The organism is Nonomuraea sp. NPDC049158 (assembly GCF_040648335.1).
Classification (GTDB): Bacteria; Actinomycetota; Actinomycetes; order Streptosporangiales; family Streptosporangiaceae; genus Nonomuraea.
The window spans coordinates 198,275-219,441 of record NZ_JBEZDM010000004.1 but is presented as its reverse complement, the minus strand read 5'-3'; the positions used below and the strand labels follow the sequence as shown (position 1 = coordinate 219,441).

The 21,167-nt window shown below is 70.0% G+C and carries 20 protein-coding genes; 8 read left to right on the top strand and 12 right to left on the bottom strand.

From position 1 onward, the window contains the following. Positions 1-11: 11 nt before the first annotated feature. The 4 genes from AB0B61_RS11380 to AB0B61_RS11365 form a co-directional block, all read right to left on the bottom strand. On the bottom strand, positions 12-932 hold the full coding sequence (locus AB0B61_RS11380) for a hypothetical protein (protein ID WP_358430872.1): 921 nt from the start codon (positions 930-932) through the stop codon (positions 12-14). Between the two features lie 84 nt (positions 933-1,016). Continuing rightward, on the bottom strand, positions 1,017-3,302 hold the full coding sequence (locus AB0B61_RS11375; protein WP_358430870.1) for a xanthine dehydrogenase family protein molybdopterin-binding subunit: 2,286 nt from the start codon (positions 3,300-3,302) through the stop codon (positions 1,017-1,019). Further along, positions 3,299-4,261, bottom strand: coding sequence for a xanthine dehydrogenase family protein subunit M (locus AB0B61_RS11370; protein ID WP_358430868.1), 963 nt, complete (start codon positions 4,259-4,261; stop codon positions 3,299-3,301). Before AB0B61_RS11370 ends, AB0B61_RS11375 begins: the two co-directional genes overlap by 4 nt. Continuing rightward, positions 4,258-4,749 (bottom strand): 2Fe-2S iron-sulfur cluster-binding protein, encoded by a 492-nt coding sequence (locus AB0B61_RS11365; RefSeq protein WP_358430865.1) that lies wholly within the window; start codon positions 4,747-4,749, stop codon positions 4,258-4,260. The genes AB0B61_RS11370 and AB0B61_RS11365 overlap by 4 nt, the downstream gene beginning before the upstream one ends. Positions 4,750-4,906: 157 nt before the next feature. Between AB0B61_RS11365 and cseB the strand changes: the two genes are divergently transcribed. Together cseB and AB0B61_RS11355 are read left to right on the top strand one after the other, a co-directional pair. Next, positions 4,907-5,593: a two-component system response regulator CseB gene (gene cseB / locus AB0B61_RS11360; RefSeq protein WP_358430863.1), complete on the top strand. Its 687-nt coding sequence runs from the start codon at positions 4,907-4,909 to the stop codon at positions 5,591-5,593. 1 nt (position 5,594) lies between these two features. After that, positions 5,595-6,836: a HAMP domain-containing sensor histidine kinase gene (locus AB0B61_RS11355; protein WP_358430861.1), complete on the top strand. Its 1,242-nt coding sequence runs from the start codon at positions 5,595-5,597 to the stop codon at positions 6,834-6,836. An 80-nt stretch (positions 6,837-6,916) separates the two neighbouring features. Here AB0B61_RS11355 and AB0B61_RS11350 read toward each other — a convergent pair whose 3' ends face one another. Continuing rightward, positions 6,917-7,270 carry a DoxX family protein gene (locus AB0B61_RS11350; RefSeq protein WP_357938526.1) on the bottom strand — a complete coding sequence of 118 codons (354 nt, stop codon included), beginning with the start codon at positions 7,268-7,270 and terminating at the stop codon, positions 6,917-6,919. A gap of 201 nt (positions 7,271-7,471) precedes the next feature. Between AB0B61_RS11350 and sigJ the strand changes: the two genes are divergently transcribed. Beyond that, a complete protein-coding gene (gene sigJ, locus AB0B61_RS11345; RefSeq protein WP_358430859.1) occupies positions 7,472-8,389 on the top strand; it encodes an RNA polymerase sigma factor SigJ in 918 nt (305 codons plus the stop codon). Positions 8,390-8,465: 76 nt separating this feature from the next. Here the strand turns inward: sigJ and AB0B61_RS11340 are convergent, their stop codons facing one another. Both AB0B61_RS11340 and AB0B61_RS11335 read right to left on the bottom strand, forming a co-directional pair. Next, entirely contained in the window at positions 8,466-9,086 is a 621-nt protein-coding gene (locus tag AB0B61_RS11340; RefSeq protein ID WP_358430856.1) for a hypothetical protein, read from the bottom strand. A 214-nt stretch (positions 9,087-9,300) separates the two neighbouring features. Then, entirely contained in the window at positions 9,301-12,132 is a 2,832-nt protein-coding gene (locus tag AB0B61_RS11335) for an AAA family ATPase (protein ID WP_358430854.1), read from the bottom strand. 224 nt (positions 12,133-12,356) lie between these two features. Here AB0B61_RS11335 and AB0B61_RS11330 point away from each other — a divergent pair, with 224 nt between their 5' ends. Then, the gene (locus AB0B61_RS11330) at positions 12,357-13,391 is read left to right on the top strand and encodes a hypothetical protein (RefSeq protein ID WP_358430852.1); all 1,035 of its coding nucleotides are present in this window, start codon (positions 12,357-12,359) and stop codon (positions 13,389-13,391) included. 32 nt (positions 13,392-13,423) lie between these two features. Here the strand turns inward: AB0B61_RS11330 and AB0B61_RS11325 are convergent, their stop codons facing one another. Further along, the gene (locus AB0B61_RS11325) at positions 13,424-13,990 is read right to left on the bottom strand and encodes a nucleoside deaminase (protein ID WP_358430849.1); all 567 of its coding nucleotides are present in this window, start codon (positions 13,988-13,990) and stop codon (positions 13,424-13,426) included. A gap of 110 nt (positions 13,991-14,100) precedes the next feature. On the opposite strand from AB0B61_RS11325, the gene AB0B61_RS11320 reads away from it, so the two are divergent. Continuing rightward, the gene (locus tag AB0B61_RS11320; protein ID WP_358430847.1) at positions 14,101-15,069 is read left to right on the top strand and encodes an antibiotic biosynthesis monooxygenase; all 969 of its coding nucleotides are present in this window, start codon (positions 14,101-14,103) and stop codon (positions 15,067-15,069) included. 124 nt (positions 15,070-15,193) lie between these two features. Continuing rightward, positions 15,194-15,994, top strand: a complete 801-nt coding sequence (locus AB0B61_RS11315) for an IclR family transcriptional regulator C-terminal domain-containing protein (RefSeq protein ID WP_358430844.1) — start codon at positions 15,194-15,196, stop codon at positions 15,992-15,994. A gap of 13 nt (positions 15,995-16,007) precedes the next feature. On the opposite strand, the gene AB0B61_RS11310 is transcribed toward AB0B61_RS11315, so the two are convergent. The 4 genes from AB0B61_RS11310 to AB0B61_RS11295 are packed head-to-tail and all read right to left on the bottom strand — an operon-like array spanning position 16,008 to position 19,205. Continuing rightward, a complete protein-coding gene (locus AB0B61_RS11310; RefSeq protein ID WP_358430843.1) occupies positions 16,008-16,367 on the bottom strand; it encodes a hypothetical protein in 360 nt (119 codons plus the stop codon). Further along, positions 16,364-17,227: an extradiol ring-cleavage dioxygenase gene (locus AB0B61_RS11305; RefSeq protein ID WP_358430841.1), complete on the bottom strand. Its 864-nt coding sequence runs from the start codon at positions 17,225-17,227 to the stop codon at positions 16,364-16,366. The genes AB0B61_RS11310 and AB0B61_RS11305 overlap by 4 nt, the downstream gene beginning before the upstream one ends. Then, positions 17,220-18,035 (bottom strand): citryl-CoA lyase, encoded by an 816-nt coding sequence (locus AB0B61_RS11300; protein ID WP_358430839.1) that lies wholly within the window; start codon positions 18,033-18,035, stop codon positions 17,220-17,222. Before AB0B61_RS11300 ends, AB0B61_RS11305 begins: the two co-directional genes overlap by 8 nt. 30 nt (positions 18,036-18,065) lie before the next feature. Next, positions 18,066-19,205, bottom strand: a complete 1,140-nt coding sequence (locus AB0B61_RS11295; protein WP_358430837.1) for a CoA transferase — start codon at positions 19,203-19,205, stop codon at positions 18,066-18,068. A gap of 157 nt (positions 19,206-19,362) precedes the next feature. Here AB0B61_RS11295 and AB0B61_RS11290 point away from each other — a divergent pair, with 157 nt between their 5' ends. Continuing rightward, positions 19,363-20,799, top strand: coding sequence for an amidohydrolase family protein (locus AB0B61_RS11290; RefSeq protein WP_358430834.1), 1,437 nt, complete (start codon positions 19,363-19,365; stop codon positions 20,797-20,799). A 208-nt stretch (positions 20,800-21,007) separates the two neighbouring features. After that, positions 21,008-21,166, top strand: a complete 159-nt coding sequence (locus AB0B61_RS11285; RefSeq protein ID WP_357938498.1) for a hypothetical protein — start codon at positions 21,008-21,010, stop codon at positions 21,164-21,166. The last annotated feature ends 1 nt before the right edge of the window (position 21,167 follow it).

Sequence of the window (21,167 nt, the reverse complement as noted above, 5' to 3'; positions counted from 1 at the left end):
CCCCTTTCTGCTCAGTGCGTGTGGTCGTCGCCGTGGGACGGGCTGACGCTCGGCTCCGCCGCGGGCTTGGGCTGTCCGGCCCCTGCTCGGGCGGTGAAGTCCGCGGTGCGTACCTTGCCGGCGTGCTGGAAATCCAGGAACAGCCGGTAGTCGCCGCCGCTGGGCACTTCGGCGTAGAAGGTGATCTCGGGGCCGGCCTTGTCGCTCTCTTCCGGATGTACGTGCAGATAGGCCAAATCCCCGGCGCGCAGCGCCACCAGATGGCCGTACGCCCCCAGGTACGGCTGCAGATCCGTCACCGGCTTGCCGTCCTTGCTCACGCTCAGCGTGAGCTTGCTCGCCTGCCCGGGAACCAGGTCGCCCGTCAGGGAAACCGTGTAACCGTCCACCTGCGCCGTACGAGTGACCGCGGGCAGGGCCCGCGGCTGGTAGTCGCCCGCGACCGGCACATCCGTGCCAAGGGTCAGACCGCTCCCGCCCGCGGGCGCGAAGTCGGCGTAGGCCCGGTAGGCGCCAGGGTCGGCCAGCGTCAGCTTCACCGACCACACCCCGTCGCCGGCCTGTTCGGGGTGCAGGTGCTGGAACGTCGCCAGGTCACGCGAGACCACGATGAAATGGAGCTTCTTGTCGTGCTGAACCTGATAGTCGGTCACCGGCTTGCCGTCGGGACCGGTCACGGTGAACCGGAAATCGGTGGGTTCGCCGGCCTTGACGGTGGTCAACGGATTGAGGGTGTAGCCGTTCTGGGACACCTGCAGCCCCCCGGGGGTATCGTCCTGCGGTTTTGCGCTGACCTGAGCGTGGGTGCTCCCATGGCTCGGCCGCACCGGTGCGGGGGCACTCTCCCCGACCGCGTTCCCGACGCCCAGGGCGCCACCGAAGACAACGGCCAGCCCCACGGCGTAGGCACCTAGTTTGCTCGCGGTGTTCATGTCATACCGCCTCCTCGGCGAGGTCGTCAGGAACGCTTTCGACTTCTTCAACATACTATACCCCCCTACCGTATTCCAATCTCGCTACATGAGTTTGTCCGGAGTGATGGGGAGGGAGCGGACGCGTTCGCCGGTCGCGTGATAGACGGCGTTCGCGATGGCGGCCGCCACGCCCACGATGCCGAGCTCGCCGATGCCCTTGGCGCCCAGCGGGGTCTGCGGGTCGGGCCGGTCGACGAAGTGGATGTCGATGCCGGGCACGTCGGCATGGGTCGGCACGTGGTACTCGGCCAGGCCGCGGTTGACGATGAGGCCGGTGCGCTCGTCGAGCAGCGTCTCCTCGGTCAGCGCCATGCCGATGCCCATGATGATGCCGCCGCGCATCTGGCTGGTGGCCTGCTTGGGGTTGACGATCCTGCCGCCGTCGAACGCCCCGACCCAGCGTGTGACGCGCGCCTCGCCGGTCTCCTCGTCGACCCGCACCTCGCAGAAGTGCGCGCCGTAGGAGTAGGTGCCCCGCTTGATGGTCTGGTACGGCAGCGCCGACTTCCCCGCCACCTCCACGCCCTCCAGCCCGGCCCTGGCCAGAACGCGCTCGTAGCTTTCACCCCCACGGGGCCCGAACAGGCCACCGTCGCGGGTCTCCACCTCCTCGAACGGCCGTCCCGCCAGCGGTGAGTCGGTCTCACGCACCAGCTTCAGCAGCTCGCGGACGAGGTTGTCGCGGGCGGACCAGACGGCCGAGGCGAGCGTCGTGGTCGCGGCCGAGGCGCCGGGGATGCGGGTCCTGGCCACGTTGGAGTCGCCCTGCTCGAAGCGGATCCGGTCTAGAGGCAGCCCAAGGCGGTCGGCCGCGGCCTGACTCTGCGCGGTCGAGGTGCCGGCGCCCAGCTCGTTGGTGCTGCTGCGGATGGTGACGGTGCCGTCGGCGGACAGGCGCAGCTTGACTCCGGCGATGAGCACGGCGTCGGGGTTGATCGCGGCGGCCATCCCATACCCCACGAGCCAGCGGCCGTCCCGCGTCGCGCGGGGTGCGGGTGGGCGCCGGGACCAGCCGAACGCCTCGGCGCCCAGGGCGTACGCCTCGCGCAGGTGGCGGCTGGTGAAGCTGATGCCGCTCATCGGGTCCCGCTCCGGTTCGTTGCGCAGGCGCAGCTCAAGCGGGTCGAGGTCGAGCCGCCAGGCCAGCTCGTCCATGGCGGATTCCAGCGCGAAGGATCCGGGGGCGACGCCGGGGCCGCGGAAGAAGGCGTTCTGGATGCGGTCCAGGCGGACCACCCGCTGGACGACATGGACGTTGGGGCAGGCGTACAGGTGGCGGGAGGCGACGACGGCGGCCTCGGCGAACTCGTCGGTCGTGCACGGGGCCAGGGCGTCATGTTCGAGCGCGATGAGCCGCCCTGCGGCGTCGGCGCCGAGCGCGACGCGGCTGCGGGTCGGGGCCCGGCCACCGGTCATGGCGAACACGTCGGCCCGCGAGAGCACGAGCTTGACGGGACGGCCGGAGAGCTTGGCCGCCGCCACGGTGAGCCAGACGTGCGGCCAGGCCGGCGTCTTGCCGCCGAAGCCGCCGCCGATGAACGGCGCCAGCACGCGGACGTTCTCCTCGGCGAGTGAGAACTTCTTGGCCAGCATCTCCTTGACGCCATAGGGGTACTGCGCGGTGTCGTGGACCGTGAGGCGGTCGCCCTCCCAGTTGGCCACGGTGGCGTGCGGTTCCATGGCGTTGTGGTGTTCGAGCGGCGTGGTGTACTCGGCCTCGACCGTGGCCGCCGCCGCGCCGAGCGCCGTGCGGACATCGCCGCGTCTGGTCACGGGCTCCTCCAGCACGGCGTGCGCGGGCGTGTACGGCTTCCCGTCGGCCATCGACAGCCTGGCCGGCCACGGCTCGTAGTCGGCGTGGATCAGCGAGGCCGCGTACCGGGCCTGTTCCAGGGACTCGGCCACGACGACCGCGATGGGCTGGCCGTACCAGAAGATCTCGTCGGTGTTGAGCACCGGCAGGCTCATCGCGGCGGCACCGAGCGGGCCCTTCATGGTGGCGTAGGCGGGGGTGCGCTTCATCGCGGGCGCGTTGTCGTGGGTCATCACGAGCAGCACACCGGGCGCCGGCGGAACGTGGACGGCGGCGACCCGGCCCCTGGAGATGGTGCTGCCCACCACGACCGCGTAGGCGAGGCCGGGGAGCTGCCGCTCGGCCGTGTAGCGGACGGCGCCGGTGGCCTTGGCGCGCCCGTCCAGCCGGTCGGTCGGCCTGCCGAGCTCGGCGCGGCGGTGCGCCAGGGGATCGGGCCTGCCGTCGGGCAGGAGTCTGGCCAGCCTGGTCAGCGCCTTGCTGGCGAGGGTGAAGCCGCGTGCGATGAGATTCATGACCTGACTCCTCGCAGCGCTCGCCGGATCAGGCGCCGGGCCACCTCGGCCTTGAACGCGTTGTGCGCGCGCGGGCGGGAGCCGGTCAGCGCCAGTTCGGCCGCTCGGTTGACGTGCTCGTCGTCGAGAGAGGTGCCGGTCAGCAGTTCTTCGGCTTCGTAGGCACGCCACGGCTTGGCGGCGACCCCGCCCAACGCGATGCGCACGCCGGTGGCGCGGCCCGCTTCCATGCGGACGACGGCGGCCACGCTGACCAGCGCGAAGGCGTAACTGGCCCGGTCGCGCACCTTGAGGTACACCGAGCGGCCCGGCTGAGCCGGCGGCAGATCGATGGAGGTCACCAACTCCCCCGGCGCGAGCACCGTCTCCAGGTGCGGCGTGTCTCCGGGCAGGCGGTGGAAGTCCACCAGCGGTACGGGGTCGCGGCCCGCGATGTCGACCACGGCGTCCAGGGCGGCCAGGGCCACGCACATGTCCGACGGATGTACGGCGACGCAGCTCTCGCTTGTGCCGAGGATGGCGTGCGTGCGGTTGAACCCGTCGAGGGCGTCGCAGCCGGCGCCCGGATCACGTCTGCCGCAGGCCGAGTGCCGGTCGTAGAAGTAGCCGCAGCGGGTGCGCTGCATCAGGTTGCCGCCCACGGTGGCGCGGTTGCGCAGTTGGGGAGAGGCGCCGTTCAGGATGGCCTGGGCCAGCACCGGGTAACGCTCGCGAATCCGCTCGTCGGCGGCCACCCGGGTGTTGCGGACCAGGGCCCCGATCCGCAGGCCGCCGCCCGGCCGCTCCTCGATGTCGGCGAGCGGCAGGCGGCTGATGTCCACGAGCTCGTGCGGCGTCTCGATGCCCTGGCGCATCAGGTCGACGAGATTGGTGCCGCCCGCCAGGTACTTCGCCCCGTTCGCGGCGAGGGCGACGGCTGAGGAGGTGTCGGTGGCCGGTATGTAAGAGAACGGGTTCACTGGACGACCTCCCGCACCGCCGCGAGGATCCCGTTGTACGCGCCGCACCGGCACAGGTTGCCCGCCAGCCGTTCCCTGATCTCGGCGTCCGTCAGACCGGACCCGCCTACGGCGCTCGGCACCCCCGCCTCGTACTCGGCGAGCATGGCCACGGCCGAGCAGACCTGACCCGGCGTGCAGTAGCCGCACTGCAGGCCGTCGTTGCGGACGAACGCCTCCTGCATCGCCCGGCCGACCTCTGATGAGGCCAGCCCCTCGATGGTCGTGACCTCCGCGTCCGCGCATTGCGCGGCGAGCACGAGGCAGGAGTTGACCCGCTCACCGTTCAGCAGCACCGTGCAGGCGCCGCAGGCCCCCTGGTCGCAGCCCTTCTTGGTACCGGTCAGGCCGAGGTGCTCGCGTAGGCAGTCGAGCAGGCTGACCCGGGTGTCCAGCTCCACCTCGTGCTTGCGGCCGTTCACCGACAGCCGCGCTTGAATGGATGGCATCCACGTTCCCCACTATCTCGTACATCTGTGTACGGGTTGTAGAGTGGGGACTATACCCCTCCTCCGTATGAGGGTTGATTCGTGGCTGATACATGGCTGAGGCATCGCGGATGTCCGCGGCTTGTATCGTCTGTGGCGTCACAGCTTTTGGGGGGAAATGTCGGCTCCGGTGACCGTGCTGCTCGTCGAGGACGACGAGGTGATCCGCAAGACCGTCGGGATGGTGCTGGAGCGCTACGGCTATCGCGTGAGCACGGCGGCCGACGGCCTGACGGGCCTCGAACTGTTCAGGGAGCAGCGGCACGACGTGCTGCTGCTGGACGTGATGCTGCCAGGCCTGGACGGCATCGGGCTGTGCCGGCAGGTCAGGGAGTGGAGCCTGGTGCCGATCCTGATGATGTCCGCGCGGGGTGACGCCCTGGACGTGGTGTCGGGGCTGGAGGCGGGAGCCGACGACTACGTGGTCAAGCCGGTCGACACCTCCGTGCTGGTGGCCAGGATCCGTTCCCTGCTGCGCCGGGCCTCCTTCGCCCCGGGGCCGGAACACGTCCAGGAGGCCACCGGCCTGGTCTTCGGGGACCTGGCCATCGATCCGCAGGGATTGGAAGTGCGCCGCGCCGGGGAGCTGGTCGAGCTCGCTCCCACCGAGTTGCGGCTGCTGCTGGAGTTCGCCGCGAATCCGGGGATCGTGCTGGACCGGCAGACGCTGCTGCGCAACGTCTGGGACTACGGCTGGGACGGGGACAGCCGCGTCGTCGACCTGTGCGTGCAGCGGCTGCGCAAGAAGATCGGCGCCGACCGGATCGAGACGGTGCGCGGCTTCGGCTACAAGCTGCGGCGCTGACGTGGGACAGGCCATCGCCCGGACGGTACGTGGGCCGCTGAACTGGCGGTCGCTGCGCTGGAAGATCGCCGCGCTGGTGGCCGTGACGTCCTGCGCGGTCGCGCTGGCCGTCGGGGTGCTGGTCCACCGGAGCGCCTTCGACCGGTCCATGAGCCTGGGCAGAGACCGGGCTTTCAGCGCGCTGCTGGCCGAGGTGGACACCTACCGGCGTACGGGCGATGCGCCGCAGCCCGCTCAGGTCCCGCCCGCGCTGCTCCAGCGGGCCAGGAGCACCGGCGAGTTCAGCACCTGGTACGACGACCGCCGGCCGGACGTTCCCTGGATGTGGGCGGCGCAGCTGATCGACGGCCAGGTGCTGGCCGTGCAGATCGACATGGGCTCGGAGATCCGCGGCCTGTGGGCCCTGGACCGGAACATCGTGAAGGCGTCGCTGGTCGCGCTCGCGATCGTCGTACCTCTGGCCGTGCTGGCCGCCGAGACGTCCAACCGGCGGCTGAGGCGGGTGGCCCGCACCGCGCGGCGGATCGCGGACGGCGACCTGGAGGCCAGGAGCATGATGGGCCGCCGGGGCGGTGACGAGATCACCGAGATCTCGGCCACCATCGACTCGATGGCCGACAGTCTGCGGGACCGGCTGTTGAGCGAGCAGCGCTTCACCGCCGACGTGGCCCACGAACTGCGTACCCCGCTGATGGGATTGGTCGTCTCGGCCGAACTGCTCCTGGAGAGCCAGGCCACCGACCTGGTACGTGACCGGGTGCGGGTGCTGCGGGCGCTGGTGGAGGACCTGCTGGAGATCTCCCGGCTGGACGCGGGCGCGGAGTGGGCCGATCGCCGTCCGGTGCCGCTGGGCCGGGTCGTCGAGGAGTGCGTGGCCCGGACGAAGCTTGCGGTCCGGCTGACGGTGACCGGTGAGCCGGTGGTCGACACCGATCCGCGGCGCATCGACCGGATCATCACGAACCTGGTCACCAACGCTCACCGCCACGGGCGCTCTCCGGTCGAGGTCGCCGTGAACGACACGACGATCGTCGTACGCGACCACGGCCCCGGATTCCCGGACGGGTTGCTGGCGGAGGGGCCGCAGCGGTTCCGTACGGGCGGGGCCGAGCGTGGCCACGGCCATGGCCTGGGCCTGGCCATCGCCGCCGGACAGGCACAGGTGATCGGCGCCGATCTCGCCTTCGCCAACGCCCCGGACGGCGGCGCGACGGCCACGCTTCGCCTTCATCACCCGGTGTAGTTCATCCCTGGAGCGCATCACGGCCGTGGCGTCGTCTGCCGGACGGTCATGGCGAGGTCTCCCTTCTCGATCTCTACGGATCACGACCAGTGGTAGGCCAGGTTCACGGCTAGTGCGGCCACCGCGGTGAAGAAGAATCCGCCCCAGTTCACGAGCTTGCGGGAACCCACTCGCAGGTGCGCGAGGAGCGCGCCGACGAAGTACAGCACGAGGCTGTAGGCGGCGAGTGTCCCCAGCATCGGCACGGCGAACCCGCCCAGCAGCCCCAAAGAGCCCGCCGCCAGCATCATGCCCAGCACCGGTACCCACGACCGTGGCAGGCGCTTCATGTCCGCCTGGGCCTTGGGAAATTCGTGGCCGATCAGGTAGACGACGGCGGCGCTGCCGAACAGGAGCGCGGCGAAGATGGTGACCGCGACATAAGCGGTGAACATAAGCTGTCCTTTGTGGTTGTTACCTGCAAGAACTTCCGTTGAGGAAGCCGTCCCCGCGCATCGTTGATCGCTGCGATCCGGGTCCCAGCAGTCCGACGAGACAACCACGGAAAATGTCAGGCGACGCGCCGACCTCACAGTCCCGCGCACTGTCTCGTCGAACGGGTGAGGGCAGATACGACCAAGGGAGCCGTCTCCACCATGACCACCCCATCCGATCCGGGACTGAGCGCGATCATGAGCGAGCGGCGTCAGCTGATCAATCTCGCCTATCGCCTCCTGGGCTCCCTGGCCGACGCGGAGGATGTCGTACAGGAGACCTACGCCCGCTGGTACGCCATGACCCGGCAGCAGCAGGACGTCATCGAAGTCCCCGGCGCCTGGCTGACGACGGTCGCCAGTCGCATCTGCCTGGACCTGCTCGGCTCGGCACGGACCCGGCGCGAGAGCTACGTCGGCGAATGGATCCCCGAGCCGCTGCCCGACCCCACGGAGTGGATCACCGGGCGGCCGGTCGACCCGGTGGACCGCGTCACCCTCGACGAGTCGATCACCATGGCCTTCCTGGTCGTGCTCGATTCGATGACCCCGGCCGAGCGCGTCGCGCTCGTCCTGCACGATGTCTTCCGCTACTCCTTCGCCGAGGTGGCCGAGATCGTCGGCCGTACGCCGGGGGCCTGTCGCCAGCTGGCCTCCTCGGCCCGCCGCCGGCTTGGTGCCTCGCAGGCGCCGGCAACTCCGGCGGCGCGGCAGTCCGGCATCGTCAGGGACTTCAAGCAGGCCTGGGAGGCCAAGGACATCGACGCCCTCATCGGTCTTCTCGACCCCGACGCCACGGCGATCATCGACGGCGGCGGCCTCGTCAGCGCCGGGCTCCACCCGATCGAAGGCAGCGAGCGGATCGCCCGCTACATCCTCGCCCTCGCCGGCCGGGCACCCGACCTGACCATCCTGGAGCGTACGGTCAACGGTCAGCCCGGTCTGGTGGCTCATCAGAACGACGTCGCCGTGACGGTGGCGGCCTTCGACGTCGAAGACGGCCGGATCAAGCGCATCTGGGCGGTACGCAACCCCGAGAAGCTCCGGCCATGGACGGCGGCCACGCGGGACCTGGGCTGACCTGGCTGGAGCGCGACGTGACGCCCGGAGGGGTGGCGCGAGTGTGTCGTCGCGCCACCCCGTTGGAGGGTTCCGGTCAGGGATCGTTCGGCTTGGGGTTGTGCGGGCTGCCGCCGCCACCGCCACCACTGCTGCCGTTGTTGCCGGCGAACTCGATGGGCTGGTAGTTGGGCAGGACCACGGTGTTGGCCGAGGCGTCGGAGCCGTCGGTGCGGAGCGTCTTGTACACGGTCCAGATGAACTTGGCGAAGCCGAGGACCTGACCCCAGTCGATGCCGTTGTTCCAGTGCACGATCGACACCGCGTACGTCTGCTCGGCGACGTCCGGGGAGACCTGCCCGGACCAGTTCTCCGTACGCTTGGAGTAGCCCAAGGCGGTGCCGTTGACGCCCCAGCAGTCGCCGCCGACCTCGCCGATGACCATGCCGTCGACGTTGAGGAGCAGAGCCTTGGCGCACAGGCGGACGCCGGTGAGGTAGACGCCCGACTCGACCGTCGAGACCCCGTAGACGTTGCCGCTGGCGTAGACCTTGACCGTGGTGTCGATGGTCTTGTTCTGGTTGTTGGCGTGCCAGGAGTGCAGCGACGCCTCGGCGACCAGTCTGTCGGCGCTGGCCGGCGGTGACGCGACGACGAAGCCGGCCAGGACGATGAGGGCGCTGAGTAATCCGGTGAGCAGTCTTCTGGGGATGCCCATGGAGGCCTTTCCGTTCGTGGTGCTCGGTTGATCCGTCCGAATTCTCACCACGTGGCCCTTCACCGGCGAAGAGCCACCGACCCGTAATCGGGAAGGTCCGTCATTTCACGGATGCCGTCTCATCAGGGGGTACGTCGTTCGACGGATCCCGCGGCCGGGCCCGCCGATCCACCATGTCCAGGTGACCTCACGCCCGCCGATGCACCGTGTGATCTCACACCCGGCCCGCCGACCGGCGGGCCAGGGCCGCGCGGGTGTTGACGCCGAGCTTGCGGAAGACGCGCGCCAGGTGCGTCTCGACCGTGCGCGGGCTCAGGTACAGCCGCTCGCCGATCTGCCGGTTCGTCAGGCCCTCGCCGACCAACTCGACGATCTCGCGTTCGCGCTCCGACAACCGCCCACCCGCCCCATGGGCCGCGGTGCCGCGCTGCCTGCGCCCGGCCTGCGCCGCCGGCCACGGCGCGCCCACCCGCGTGAACAGGGCCTTGGCCTGGCCGAGCTGCTCCTGCGCCGTGCGGATGTCGCCCGCGTCCGCGCTCACCTCGGCCAGCAGCATCCGGGCGAAGCCTTCGCCGACGGGCAGTCTGGCCGTGACGAGGCAGTCCACGGCCGCGCGAGCCGCCGCTTCCGCCTCATGCGGACGGTCCGCGGCCATCGCCAGCACCGCGCGGGCCGCCTCGACGTCGGCGGACCGGGCGGGCGGCGCTCCCGACGCCACGACCGCGGCGGCCCGCTCGTACCACTGCCCGGCCGCCGTCAGGTCGCCGCGGGCCGCCTCCGTCCGCGCGCGGCGGGCGAAGACACTCGCCGCGCCGGGCCCGAGCCCCGACGGATCGCCGCCGACGCGGGCGGCCAGGAACCGCCGGCAGTCCTCCGTACGGCCGACCGACAGCAGCACCTCCGACACCACGTCGTCGGCGATGGTCCGCCACCACGCCGAGCGCATGCCCGGACCGTGCAGCACCTCCTCCACCAGCGGCACGGCGGCCTCGGGACCCGCCTGCCACAGCAGCGGCCGGGACTTGACCACGTGCGCGAACGCGAGCATCTCGGCGCTGCCGAGATGACGCGCGATCTCCTCCGCCTCCTCGGCGTCGGCCAGCGCCGCCTCGATCTCGCCCAGCGCGGCACGGACCATGGCCCGCGCCGCGTGCAGCAGGGGGACGACGTTGTCGCGGCCGTGGTCGCGGGCGACCTGCAACCCCCGGGCCAGGTGCCGCAGCGCGTCGTCGTGGTGGTCGACGATGAACTCGCCCCACGCCAGAGGTGCCACGACGCCGAGGTCGTCGCACAGCTCGCGGTCGGTCAGGGCGTCCATGAGCGTCCTGGCGCGGGCGAGGAGGCGATATCCGTCGGGGAAGCGGCAGCGGTACAGCTCGGCGACCGCGAGCAGCGTGACGGCCGACGCCGATGTCCCCGGCCGGGCAGATCTCCGCACGCTCGCCTGCGCCCCCTGGGGGCTCTCCTGGTCCGGCTGGTCCAGGGCCTGTGAGGCGTTGTCCGCGGCCGAGTCCCACTGGCCCTGCAAGAGGTCGATCGCCGCCAGCTCCACCAGGAGGGGAGGCCTGCCCGCGGAGTCGTCCACCCGGGCCAGCTCGCCGGTGAGCAGCGCCCTGGCCTCTTCCAACCGTCCCAGCGACCGTTGCATCGCGGACAGCAGCCCCACCGCCTGGTCCCTGTTGCCGCCGCCTTCCCGTACGAGCTCGTGCAGCAGCCCCCGGGCCTCCTCCAACCGCCCGGACACGCCGAGCGCCGCCGCGAGCGACACCCGCAGCTCCGGCGTCGCGTCAGCGGGCGACGCCTCCAGCGCGGCGCGGAACCATCGCGCCGCCGTCGCGGGCGCGTTGACCGACACCGCTTCCGCCGCCGCGACGAGCAGCGCGGCCCCGTCCGCGTCGCCCACGCCTATCGCGTGCTCCATGTGCACCGCGCGGCGGACGTCCGAGACGCCCCGCGCGAGCAGGTGCTCCGCCGCCCGGCGATGCGCCGCCCGCCTCCAGGAGGGCCCGGCCAGCTGGTACGCGGCCGCGCGGACCAGCGGGTGCCTGAACACCAACGCCCGCCCGGCCGTTCCGAGCACCCTGCGGCGCACCAGTTCGTCCAACGCCGGCTCGACGGTACGGGGGTCCAGCCCGGACACGGCCGCCACGAACGCCACGTCCAAGTCGTCACCGGCGACGGCCGCCGCCTGGGCCACCAGCTGCCGGTCCGGGTCCAGCCCGGCGAGTTCGGCCACGATCAACCGGTCGAGGGCATCGGTCCTGGTGACCTCCGCGAGAGCACCGGTGATCTCCGCGAGGTCGGCGGCCGGGGTGTCCGGCAGCGCGGCCAGGATCTCCAGGAACAGCGGGTTGCCGCCGCTGCGCTCGTACAGCCGCCGCCTTCCCGGACGGGACAGCTGCCGCCTCCCCGGAGAGGGCAACTGCCCGGCGAGCATGCTGTCGGCCTCGGCGGCCGACAGCGGGCCGAGTGGCAGGTTGACGACGTTCGCCGAGGTCAGCGACCGGGCCAGCCCTCTGGGCAGCTCGCCGGTACGGCAGGCGAGCACGATCACGGCGCTCGTGTTCGGCGGATGCCTGATGTGGTAGTCGATCACCTCCACCGAGGCGTCGTCGGCCCACTGCACGTCGTCCATGAGGACCAGCAGCGTGCTCGACTCGCCCATCCGCTCCACGCCCTGACGCATCCCGCGGAAGCGGCGGTGCCGGTCCAGACCGGCCAGGTCACCCGTCCCGCTCTCCCGCGACAGCAGCGCGCGCAGCCCATCGAGGTGTCCGGCGAGCTCAGGATGCTGGTGGGCGTCGGCGAGCGCGTCCTGCACGATCCCGTACGGCGCGCTGCGCTCGAACTCGGTGGCCCGTCCGGCGATGGCCACGATGCCCCGTTCGCGCGCGAGATCGGCGAACGCGCCCAGCAGCCGGGTCTTGCCGATGCCCGGCTCACCGGTCAGCAACACGAAGACCCATTGCCTCCGCGCGTCCAGGAGACCCGACAGATGGGCCAGTTCGGCGGTTCTGCCGACCAGTGGACGCCGGGTATCGAACACCTGCTGCCTCCCACGGACATGCCGCTCTCGGCCGGGAGGATCGCCCGGACATGATCCATGTCTATCCCACGCGAATCCCCGCCAGCGAATGTCGAACATGAGTTCGCATTAGGGCTTCCCGGAATGATCTCCAAGGATTACGATCTTGGTGCTGGTCCAGCCAGACCGGCTTTCCACGCTGATGGGGCCGCCATGGACGCCCCACGACGGAACGGGGATGATCGATGATCCGACGCAGGCTGCTCGCGTTAGGTGTCGGCGTAGGGCTGCTGGGCGCCATCGCCGTCGCCACACCCGCTCAGGCCGCGGACGTGGTGTCGGCCCCGCTGGCCACTATGGCGAACGCTCCGCAGGTCGCGACCTTCTGGCTCGCCGACGGGGGCGCCAACCTCAAGAGCGCCACGCCCTACGCCCCAACGACCGAAGCCCACGGGGAACGCACGTCCGACCCCGTCGTTCCGCCCGGCAAGCCCGCTCTGGTGGTGCCGGTGCCTCCGGCGGCGGAAGGGCAGCTGCCCCAGACCTCGGGGAAGGTGTTCTTCGTCGGCGCCGACGGTCAGCCGCACTGGTGCTCGGGCACCGCCGTGCAGTCGCAGTACCGCAACCTCGTCGCCACCGACGCGCACTGTGTGTACGACATGGAGGGCGCCCCCGCCACTGTCGACAAGCTGGCCTTCGTTCCCGGCTACACCGAGGGGGCCACCCCGTCCGGCCTGTACGTCGCGAAGCAGGCGTTCACCCACTACGACTTCACCCAGTACAGGGACCACGACCGCGACTTCGCCTTCGTGAACGTCTTCTCCGGCGTCGTCCTGCCCGCCTCGGGAGCGCTGACCACTACCGGGAGGCTGGTGGACATCGTCGGCGGGCAGGGTCTCGCCGTCAACCAGACGACGACGCCGACCGTCGACGTCTTCGGCTATCCCGCCGGCGCCAACCCCGACGGAACTCGGCCCTACACCGGCGAGACACTTGAGCGGTCCACCGGGCAGACCTTCGTCATGCGGCTGTCCGACCCGCCCGCCGACCAGCCCGTCGGCGTCGACTCGCCGTTCACCGGCGAAGGCTCCCTCGGCTCCTCCTGGCTCCAGAGCTACAGCGACGACCAGCACCTCGGCTACCTCAACGGCATCACGACCGGCGTCTCCGACACCGACGGCGACGGCCGTTACGACACGGGGGTCTCCCCGTACTTCGACACCGGGCTGTACATGATCTTCCGCGCCGCGGCCGCGTACTGGACCGGCCGCATCACCTGAACGACCTGACCGGCGCCCGTACCGACAGCCTGTCAGTACGGGTGCCGGTCGGGCTTGTTCATCCACGCCGCACAGGCCTTGGCGCCCAGATCAGGCTGAGCCTGCTGGATCAGGATCCTTCGCTCGTCGAGCGGCCGGTTGAAGTCCTGGTACTGGAACTCGTCGTCGAAGCCGATCTTCTTCGTCGCCGCCAGGTCGAAGGCGAAGTAGACCCGGTCGATACGGGACCAGTAGATGGCGCTCATGCACATGGGGCAGGGGGCGCCACTGCTGTAAAGCGTGTATCCCATGAGCATCCGGGCTCGCTCCGGCATGAGATCGGGAGATCCCTCAGGGCGCGGCACCAGCTCCAGGGTCGATTCGTTCTGCTGGCTCTCCGGTATGGAGGGGGCCCGGGAATTCAAGATCTGAATGGCCTTGCGGATGGTCTCCACTTCGGCATGGGCCGTGGGGTCGCCCGTGAGAAGGACGCGATTCTGCCCCCGGGCGATGATTTCTCCGTCGTTGGTGAGTACCGCCCCGAAAGGGCCGCCCCAACCGTTCTCTACGGACTCGATAGCGAGGCGTACCGCTTCCGCCATGAAATCCTTGGAGTCCATTCCGAAACCTCCGATCCGTAAAAGGCGGTTGAAGTTTCGGCACTTCGCCGATCTGGCCAACCGCTGCTTCCCGCTCCTTCCCCGGGCGCTGCTGCACTACACTCGGCCCCATGGAGCCTGGTGGTGGCCACAGTCCCGGCAGTCAGGGCGCGACCGTGGTTATTTCCTCGAAAGTTCGTCAAGGCCGCGACAATGATTATGAGCGGTGGCAGGACAAGACGACCGAGATCGCTCGCGGTTTTCCCGGATTCGAGGGCACCCAGATTTATCCGCCGATCGCCGGCGAGCAGAATTCATGGGTCGTCGTATTTCGCTTCTCCAGCATCGGGCAATTGACCGCGTGGCTTGATTCCGAGGTGCGGCGGAAATTGCTCGACGAGGTCGGCCCGATGCTGGAGGAGCCCGCGTCGCAGGAGGTTCTCGCCGGGGGGACGGCGGTCCGGGAAGCCGTCACGGCGGTGATCTCGCATCATGTGCGGCCGGGGCGCGAGGCTGACTTCGCGCGCTGGCAGGAGAAGGTCCGCAAAGCGCAGGAGAGGTTCGCGGGCTTCATGGGGACCGAGGAGTTCGAGCCGGTGATCGGCGTCCAGGATCGTTGGGTCGTGCTGCTTCGCTATGACACCCGCGAGCATCTGGACGAATGGCTCGGGTCCGGCAGCCGCAGGAAACTGCTGGAGGAGGGGCGCGACTACTTCGTCGACTACGACGTGCGCAAGGTCCAGTCGGCGTTCAGCGGCTGGTTCCAGTTCGGGCGTGAAGCGGGAGACGGCGCCCCGCCGAGCTGGAAACAGGCCATGATGGTGCTTCTGGTTCTCTATCCCACGGTGATGATCCTCAACCTGACGGTGGGCCGTGGGTTCGAGATGGCGCACCTGCCCGGATACCTCGCCATGTTCCTCAGCAACGTGTTGAGCGTCACCGCCCTCACGTGGCTGGCCATGCCGCTGGTGAACAGGGTCTTCGCGGCATGGCTCGTACCCGGCCGGACGGCTTCCGCCCGCGCGAACATGGTGGGCGCCGTCGTGATCGTGCTCTGCTACGCGGTCTTCATCGCCGTCTTCGGGGTGATCGGCGGCTAGAACCAGTCTGCTCGGACAAGTGTCCGGCTGGCGGTCGCCCGCTGGTATAATCAGGCGATTCGCCGCAGGTGCCACGGCCGGGACGCCGCCGCCACGCGGACAACCGAGCAGAGGAAGACCTCCCATGGCGCGCGCCGAGACCGGACCCGATTTCATCGAGGCGCTGGCCCGTGGCCTCGATGTCATCAGAGTGTTCCAGCCGGGACGGGCGAGCATGTCGCTGACCGAGGTGGCCACCGCGGCCGGGCTGGCCCGTCCGACGGCCCGGCGGATCCTGCTGACCCTGCAGGAGCTGGGATACGCGCGGGCCGAGCAGGGCGGCTTCGCGCTCACCCCGCGCGTGCTGGAGCTCGGGATGTCGTACGTGCGCTCGATGGGTCTGTGGGAGGTCGCCCGGCCACATATGGAGCGGCTGGTCGAGCAGACCAACGAGTCCTCTTCGATCGCTCAGCTCGACGGGTCGGACATCGTGTACGTCGCCCGGGTGGCCGTGCCGAAGATCGTCGCGCTTCGGGTGCAGATCGGGACGCGGTTCCCGGCCCTGCAGACCTCGCTCGGCAAGGTACTGCTCGCCGCGCTGCCACCCGCCGAGGTGAGCCGGGTCCTGGCCGAGCCGAGCCGCTCGGGCATCCAGCCGCGCTGGGAGCCGGACGCGGAGGAGCGCGACGCGGCGCTGCGGGTGGTGCGGGCCAAGGGCTGGGCGCTGACGGACGAGGAGCTCTCGCTGGGCATCCGGTCGGTGGCCGCGCCCCTGCGCAACGGGCTCGGCGAGGTCATCGCGTCCGTCAACGTCAACGTGCACGCGGCCGAGACCTCCGTACGGAAGCTGACCCAGGAATACCTGCCGCTGCTGCTCACCACGGCCGGCGCGATCAGCGCCGACTGGGCGCGGTATGAGACGGTGCCCGAGGTCACCGCCTCGTGATCACCCCGGCGGCTCAGGTGGCGATGTCGGGATAGGGCATGGCGAAGTGCGCGAGCCGCTGGGCGTACTCGAGCTGGAATCCCAGAGGCTCGTGGTCCCGCTCGAACATCGCGATGAACAGCGTGAGCGTGAGGAAGGGGTGCGCCCCCAACCCGAACAGCGCCGGATAGTCGTGCGTGGCCAGCGCCTCGCGCTCGACGTCGTCGAACCGCAACCAGGTGGAGGACTCGCCGTCGTGGCAGTTGAGGATGCGGTTGGCGTAGTCGGCCTCCCACATCGTCACCGTGCCGCGCGGGTCCTCGCGGTAGCGCTCGACGAGCTCGGGATCGCGGTCGACGGTGAACAGGAACTTGTCGAGCAGGTACTTGCTCATGAGCCGCCTCCGGTGGGATACCAGGTGAAGTAGGCCTCCATGGTGTGGAACAGGTCGTACGTGTCGACGTAGTCGGCCTTCCTGCCCTCGCCCGCGACGCCCATCATCAACATGAAGTCCATGAACCCGTGGGTGGCGTTGCCCGGCGTCCACAGGCTGTCCAGGGTCACCTCGGCCAGGCAGCCCTCGATGTCCCCGGACGCGATCCAGCCGACGGCCTTCTGGTCGAACTCCGGGTCCGGCCCGTGCGGGCCGAACTGGCGGGGCCCGCCGAGCTCGAGCGACAGGTGCCCGGTGCCGATGACCGCGACCCTCTTGTCGGCCGGCCACGCTTCGACCAGCTGCCGGATCGTCCGCCCGAGCTGGACGAACCTGGCCGGGCGCGGTAACGGCGGCGCGAAGATGTTGGTGTAGATCGGCACGATCGGCAGGTCGTTCTGCGGCCGGAGCGTGATGATCGGGCAGGTGATCGAGTGGTCGATCCGCAGCTCGTTGGAGAACGCCAGGTCGAACCCGGCGTCGATGCCTTCGCGCAGCACGTACGCCGACAGGTCCTCCTGACCCTTGAACAGCATCCTCGGCAGGCCGAACTCGCGCTCCTCGTTGTAGAAGTTCGCGTCGTAGAAGGGGGCCTTGCCGACCAGGAACTGCGGCATGTTGTCCAGCCACAGCTGGTGGAAGTGGTCCGAGCCGACCATCACCAGCACGTCCGGGCGGGCCCGGGTCAGCGTCTCCCGGAACGCCTCCACCTTGCGTACCCACTCGTCCGCGAACGGCGGGCGGTCCTCGCCGGTGGCGGTGCTGGCCCGGTAGAAGAAGGGATGGTGGGTGGACGCGATCACCGCGACCAGTTCAGCCATGCGCACCTCCAGGGGGATGTGGCTCAGGTGAGACGGACTGGTGGTTCAGGTCGACCGACAGGAAGATCTCGTTGGCCACCGGGTGGCGCAGCTCCTCGGCCAGCTGCCCGATCAGCCCGGCTGTCCTGGCCAGCAACGCGAAACCGCGCAGCAGCTCCAGGGGCAGCCCCAGGTCGGCGAGCGCCGCGCCGCAGACCCCGGCGCCGTTGAGCGGCAGCGTACGGCCCAGCACCCGCGGATGGACGCGGCCGATCGCGGCGAACAACGACAGGTGCGGCCCGAGGAGTTCCTCCTCGCCGGCGATCTGGAACAGTCGCGGCGTCCGGGGGTCGACCTCCTTGTGCACGTGGTGGCCGAGGCCGGGGATGCGCCGCGCCGCCGTACGCTGGGCCGACACGACGTCGAGGGCGACGGCGTCCCACCCGGCGTCGTCGTCCGGCGGCGGGCCGTCGAGCGAGGTCAGCACGTCGTGCAGGAACCGGCCGCAGTCCTCGGTGACCCCGAGGAAGCGGGACCCGCCGCCGAGCAGCCCGGCCGCCAGCGCGCCCTGTACGGAGTCGGGCGCGGACAGGTACGTGAGGCGGGTCACGATCGCCGTGGGCGTGAACCCGTGGTCGGCCAGTGCGGCGAGCACGGCTTCGAACACGCGGATCTCGGCCGGCGTCGGCCGCCGCTGGGTGGCCAGCCAGAAGGCCAGCTCACCGAAGCCGACCTTGCCCATCACCTCCTCGGCCAGGTCCTGGCCGAGCAGGGTGATCGACGTCGGCGTCGACGCGCCGAGCGCCGTGGGGTAACCGTGGTCAGCCATGCGCGCGGCTCCTCGCCGTGGGGTAGCCGTTCACGAGGTCAGCCATGCGCGTAGCTCCTCGCCGTGTTCGTCGAGGTCGGGCGGCGGTAGCCGGTAGCTCACCGGAGTCTCGGAGAACCTGATCGGATGTCGCGTCGTCGGCATCGCGCGCTCCCCCTCCCCGGCGGCCACGACCGGGTCGAGCCCGAAGCGCTCGGCCATCGCGAAGCCCCCGTCGATCGTGTTGATCGGCCCGCTCGGCACCCCCGCCTCGACGAGCAGCTGGAACCACTCGACCGCGCCGCGCTTGACCAGCCGCTCGACCAGGATGGGCCGCAACTCCTCGCGGTGCGCCACCCGGTCGACGTTGCGCGCGAACCGTGGGTCGCTGGGGACGTCCGGGATGCCGAGGACCTCGCAGAGCCGGCGGAACGACCCGTCATTGGGCGCGGCGATGATCAGGTCGTTGTCCGCGGTCGGCAGCGGCTCGTACGGGAACACGCTCGGGTGCGCGTTCCCCATCCGGTACGGCACGGTGCCGCCCGCCACGTACGCCGAGCTGTGGTTGACCAGCCCGGTGAGCGCCGACGACAACAGATTGACCTCGACCAGCTGCCCCTGCCCCACGGCGTCGCGGTGCCGCAGCGCGGCCAGGATGCCGATGACCGCGTGGTTGCCCGCCATGACGTCGAAGACCGAGATCCCGGCCCGGTACGGCGGCCCGTCCGCGTCACCGGTGAGGCTCATCAGGCCGGAGATGGCCTGGACCATCAGGTCGTATCCCGGCACGTCGCGCCCGGCGCCCGAGCCGAACCCGGTGATCGAGGCGTACACGACGCCCGGGTTGGCGGCCCGCACGGACGCGAAGTCGAGGCCGAACTTGGCCAGCCCGCCCGGCTTGAAGTTCTCGATCAGCACGTCGGCGCGGCGGGCCAGCTCCCTGGCCACCGCCGCGTCGGCCGGGTCGCGCAGGTCCAGCGCGATCGACCGTTTGCCGCGGTTGACGCCGAGATAGTACGTCGACACGCCCTCGCGCACCGGCGGCATCCACGTACGCGTGTCGTCCCCCTGCGGGCCCTCGACCTTGACCACGTCGGCGCCCATGTCCGCGAGCAGCATCGTGGCATAAGGGCCGGCCAGGATCCGGGAGAAGTCGGCCACCAGAACACCTGACAGCGGCCCATCACTCATTGACTCACCCTCCGTCGTCCGTTCAACGGACATTGGTCCGTTGCACTCTAACCGGGAAATCCTCTGCTTGACATCCTCTCCCGCGCTTCTAGAGTTGCGCTGACCGTACAGCGGACACTCGTTCGCCAATGCGGCGCGAGGCGGTAAGGAGAGGGCGATGGAGTCGATGGACGGACGGCCCGTGGTGCTGCGCGGCGGCACCGTGCTCCCGATGGACGAAGGGCGGCAGGTGCTCCCCCGCACGGACGTCCTCGTCGCCGGCGACCGGATCGCGGCCGTGGGGCCCGAGCTCCAGGCGCCGGACGACGCCGTCGAGATCGACGCGAGCGACGGCATCGTCATGCCCGGGATGATCGACACCCATCGGCACATGTGGCAGACCGCCATGCGCGGCTACGGCGCGGACTGGACCCTGACGCAGTACTTCGTCTGGTACTACCTGGAGCACGGGAAGCTGTTCCGGCCCGAGGACGTGCACGCGGGCAACCTGCTGGCCGCGCTCGAAGCCGTCGACGCCGGGGTCACGACCGTCGTCGACTGGTCGCACGGTCTCCAGACGGTGGACCACGCCGACGCGGCCGTGGACGCGCTCCAGTCGGCGCCCGGCCGGTACGTCCTCGCGTACGGCAACATCCAGCAGCCGCCCGCGGCGTGGACGGGCACACCGGAGTTCCGCGACTTCGTGCGGCGGCGGATCACCGGGGACGACCTGCTCGGCTTCCAGCTCGCCTTCGACGTCCTGGGCGACCCCGCCTTCCCCGAGCGGCCGGCCTTCGAAGTCGCCCGCGAGCTCGGCGTCCCGGTCACCACGCATGCCGGAGTGTGGGGCGCCACCGGCGACGACGGTATCCGGCTCATGCACGACCACGGCTTCATGACGCCCGAGACCGTGTACGTGCACGCCGCGTCGCTGTCGGCCGACTCCTACCACCGCATCGCCGCCACCGGCGGCTCCATCTCGGTCTCCACCGAGAGCGAGCAGAGCGCCGGCCAGGGCTACCCGCCCACCTGGGCCATCCGCGCCCACGGCATCCCAGTGTCCCTGTCGATGGACACCAGCGTCTGGTGGAGCGGTGACCTGTTCTCCGCCATGCGCGCCACCCTCGGCGCCGACCGCTCTCGCCAGCATCTGGAGGCGCACGCCAAGGGCGACACCGTCACGCACTGCAGCCTGCGCGCCGACCAGGTCGTGGAGTGGGCCACCCGCGGTGGCGCCCGCGCCCTCGGCCGCGACGATCTCGGCGTCATCGCCGCCGGGAAGAAGGCCGACCTTGTTCTCATCAAGAACGAGGCTTCGCCGGTGTCGTTCCCGCTGCTCAATCCGTACGGGCACGTCGCGTTCCAGGCTCAGCGCGGGGACGTGCACACGGTTCTGGTCAACGGCCGGGTGGTGAAGCACGAGCACCGCCTGGTCGGCGTCGACCTCGCCGCGGCCCGCCACGCCGCCGATCGGACGATCGAGTATCTGCGCTCGACGATGGGCGAGGAGGCGTGGCAGAAGGGGATGAACCCTGACATTCCCGAGACGACCATCCTCGATAATCCGTATACCTATACCGACTACCACAGCGCCTCGACCCACACCGCTGGGTGACGAATACTTATCGCGCTATTCATTCCGGAATCGGCCCGCCTGATTTAATGTACGGCCGGAATGGCTGTGTCCCCTCGGCTGCCTTTCGACGGCTATTGACGTGCGGAATGACGTGACTATCGTTGAACAGGTTAAGAAGGGTGCGGTCCATGCGCTGACTGCCGCCGGGACCGCCAGACTGCCTGGCAGATTCCCACGAGGAGGCACCGTGGTCGCGGTGAAACCCGAAATGGTCATCGACGACGAATTCACCGAGCTGGACCAGCTTGAGGTGATCGAATCCAGCGAGCTCAAGCTCAGCGGGTCGTACCACTCCTACACCTACAAGGCGGCGGAGGACACCGGCGACCTACCCGCCAAGGGCTGAC